This window comes from Pseudomonadota bacterium (assembly GCA_022361155.1).
In the GTDB taxonomy this organism is placed as follows: domain Bacteria; phylum Myxococcota_A; class Polyangia; order Polyangiales; family JAKSBK01; genus JAKSBK01.
This window is the reverse complement of record JAKSBK010000309.1, coordinates 1-3,553: the sequence shown is the minus strand read 5'-3', so window position 1 is coordinate 3,553 and position 3,553 is coordinate 1. Positions and strand designations below refer to the sequence as shown.

At 64.3% G+C, this 3,553-nt stretch carries 2 protein-coding genes and 1 pseudogene; all 3 read left to right on the top strand.

Annotation, left to right across the window (positions count from 1 at the left end; translation table 11 throughout):
- Window positions 1-278: 278 nt before the first annotated feature.
- The 3 genes and pseudogenes from MJD61_12200 (at window position 279) to MJD61_12190 (ending at window position 2,853) form a co-directional block, all read left to right on the top strand.
- The gene (locus tag MJD61_12200) at window positions 279-1,106 is read left to right on the top strand and encodes a hypothetical protein (protein ID MCG8556030.1); all 828 of its coding nucleotides are present in this window, start codon (window positions 279-281) and stop codon (window positions 1,104-1,106) included.
- A 111-nt stretch (window positions 1,107-1,217) separates the two neighbouring features.
- The gene (locus MJD61_12195) at window positions 1,218-2,348 is read left to right on the top strand and encodes a hypothetical protein (protein MCG8556029.1); all 1,131 of its coding nucleotides are present in this window, start codon (window positions 1,218-1,220) and stop codon (window positions 2,346-2,348) included.
- A gap of 319 nt (window positions 2,349-2,667) precedes the next feature.
- Window positions 2,668-2,853: pseudogene (locus tag MJD61_12190) on the top strand (hypothetical protein).
- The last annotated feature ends 700 nt before the right edge of the window (window positions 2,854-3,553 follow it).

Here is a 3,553-nt window from a genome sequence, read left to right as displayed (position 1 = left end):
GTCCCACGCAGCGCTGCACGTTCAGCGCTTCGACGCGTGTACCTTTGCCGCGCCGTTGTGCGGCTCCGCCACATTAGGAGCCCGTAGGGACGCGAAAGAGTCCGGCCGGTGACCGTGGGCTCCAGCTACTGGCCGCCACCGCCGCACCCGCCCGGATATCCCCAAGCCTCAACGCGGGTCAGGTCGTTATTCCGCAGCACGCGGTGCGAGCGCATGCGGGCACGGAGGCTGTCGAGTCGGGCACTCCGTCCGACAGCGAGGAGGATAACGAGGGTCAAGTGGCCCAAGCGAGCGGACCGGGCGATCCACCTGGTTTCCGCTGGATCTGGGCCGATCCACACCTTCATACGGCAGACTGCACGCCCAACGATCCACAGCTAGCCCAAAGCGTCATATTCGATGCGATGGCGAAACGGGGTCTCGATGTAGCCGACGTGCTCGTGTGGCACTCGACCGGCGGAGATATGCAGCCGGGGCGCTTCCGTACCTGGGAAGAATGGGACTTGCTTAACAATCAGGACATTACTCAGAATGGCAGGATCATACACTACGATCTGGAGGTCTCGGGCTGGCTGTCAGGCCAAATGGGCCACATTACAGCGCTCGGCCTGAACGACCTCACCTCGATGGGCCCTTGCCCGGGTGGTGCGTCCTGCCCGTGGCAGCTTGATGCCCCAAGCGGGCTCGCTATTGTGCCGTGGGCCATGGCTAAGGGAGCCGACGCCATCGGCGTGAACCATACCTCCAACTGGAGTCTGAACCAGACGTGGCTCGGCAAGGGCTTGACCCCGCTTGAGCTTCCCGTACAGGTCGCCCTCGACAACGGCGCGAGGATACAGTTCATGGCGGTGGAGACGACCGAGCCGGGCATTGCACTGACTAGGGCTGCGTGGCAGGCATGGCGCGACCTTCAGAACAGCGGTTTTCGTATCGGGATCGTGGGTGCCAGCGACAATCGCTGCTTCCAGCGACAAATCGGCCAGTTGCGCACAGGCGTTCTCGTCGACGACGGTACGCTGACCTTTGCCAAGTACCTAGCTGCCATGAAGGAAGGGCGGACCCAGGCCGTGTATGATCAAGGCACCAAGGCGAATCTGGACGCGTAGGTAGGTAGCCCCACCGACGTCAAGCATATTGGCGACACGCTCGATGTGGGCCCTCAACATCAGGGGCTACAGCTTAACTTTGGAGCCTGGACGCAACTTGTCGACAGCGGGTTGATCGAAGTACTGGTCAACGGCAGGACTCAGAACAACTGCCAATGGAACGGCAACGCGGGAGCGCAGCAGTATCACCAGTGCCAGTTCACCCTCGGCACGAATCCGGGGCAGTGGCACAAGGGCGCCTGGGTGAGCTTGCGCGCGCCGCGCGTCCACACGAGCCCGATCTACGTGACGTGGTCGGGTGCGAACTTCTATCCGAGCCTGGAAGCACCTTGCCGTTTGCGCAAACACATCCAGGACCTGATCGCCGACCTTGCTTCCAAGCCGGGGGATGAGTTGTTTGGCTATCGTGCGAAGTACGATGAAGCCGCACTCACGTATCAAACCATCGCCACGGCCGCTACGTTTCAGGACGACGACCCCGGCAACGACGGCCAGAATCCGTGTGTGGGTAACTTCCCGGAGCCCCCTTCCCCTCCCGTGGGCCCAAGTTGTCCCCCGGACATGGAAGCGATCTGGGCGCCCACCGGGGATTGGCTCGACTTCCATCAAGGCTCTTCGTTCGCCGGTCCCTCGAGAACCATCACTGGTCGCCTGACCCCTCACCCTTTCAGCACCTGGCCACAGCCGTTTGGGTTCTACAAATTATGCCACCAGGGATGCGATCCCGGTCACTTCTGCGACCTTGCCAGCAACACCTGCGTCAATTGCCTTGGAAACGCGAGCTCGTTCTGCCCCGATCACGACCGCTTCGTCGCGACAGCCACGTGCCAGGAAGGAACTCCGGGGGTGCAGCAGTACCTTCGAGCGCGGGCAACGCTCCAGACCGAGGTCGGCGTTCGGGACCAGTACGAGCTCTGGTATTGCTGGTCAGGGCCCGACAACCCCGACGCCTGCGTGCCGAACACCGCGGGCGCAAACAACGGCGGATTCACGTGGCAGGGCGGGGGCACCGCTCTGGACTACACCTTGGACGTCGCTTGCCAGGCCAACCAGACGTTCTATCTGCACCTTTGGGTTCGGAGCGCGGGCCTGTCGGGGAACATCCCTGCCATCCCCGAGCCTGCGGGCGTTTGTAACGTGTATTCGTTGAGCTACAACATCGAGCAGACCGAAGACGGGTATGTGCCTGGTTTTCTCGACCCCAACCCCATGGTACCCATTGTGCCACCGGTCAATCCGTAGACCTCGAATCGGACATTTGGTAGTTGGGCATACGGGGTAATTCTGCAACGCATCAACCATGTCTGGAACGCTTCGGCCGCATCGAACCCGACGGTCGTGCGAGTCTGGTCCCGATGCCACTGAACCGATTAGGTGCTGCGCTGGCAGCCAACGTTGGAGCTTAGCGATGCCCAGAGACCCAGTTTCGTATGCATCGAGGTTTTCGATCGCCGTCTGGGTTGCGACGGGTTGCATGGCCCTGGCGGGCTGCGGCGCCAGGACGATCACCGCCGGAGCTGCCGGCAATGCTGGCAGCGGATCGGGAGGGACCCGCAGCCTCGGGGGCGCCGGTGGCGCTGGGGCCCGGGGCGCCGCTGGCGGAGTCGGCGGTACTGGTGGTGCACCAGGTGGCACCGGCGGCTTCGGTGGCCAGGCTGGCGTCGGTGGCTCGGGCGGTTTGGGTGCGGGTGTGGGCGGTTTCGGTGGCTTCGGGGGCGCCAGCGGTTTCGGTGGCGGCACGGGTGGCATTGCTGGTCGTTATCCGGGTCAGGGAGGCTTTCCTGGAGGTTGCCGGGCGGGTTTCTGCACGACCAACAGCCGGATACCGGGCATTCGTTTCTGCGGGCTCAAGGTGGGCGGACTGCCTCCGCCCTGCAGCGACACCCCGGCGTGCCACTCGGTTCAAGGCGTGTGCACTGCAGTGGGGTCTGACATGTGGTGCCTCAAAACCTGCGGAGATGGTCAGGGAGGCATCGGCGGCGTCGGGGGAGTCGCCGGGCAGGGAGGAGCCGGCGGCGTCGGGGGCGCGGGGGGTCAGGGAGGCGTCGAAGGCTGCAAGCCGGGATATGTCTGCACGTCCCACGGTCAGGTGCCGGGCATCCGTTTTTGTTCCCCCACGGCGGACAGGGCGCCTCCGCGCTGCACACCCCACATTCTCTGCGGGCAGATCGGAGGCACGTGCACCATAGTCGGGCTGCAAAGGTGGTGTATCAGGACGTGCCGTTAGCTGGCTTCATACATGCTGCGTGCCTTACGGCGCGCCGTGTGTGCTCGGCGGTATGCTCGCGCGACCGCCGCCGCTGTCCAACGCAACGATTGCATGCTCGCCGCCTGTGGCGAGTGGCACTGTGTCTGGCGGTGTTGTCGGGCCTGCAAGCCTGCGGCGGAGGCCGCACCGGGCTCGATTTTGCCGCGAGCGCTGGGGTCGGTACGGGCGCCAGTGCGGG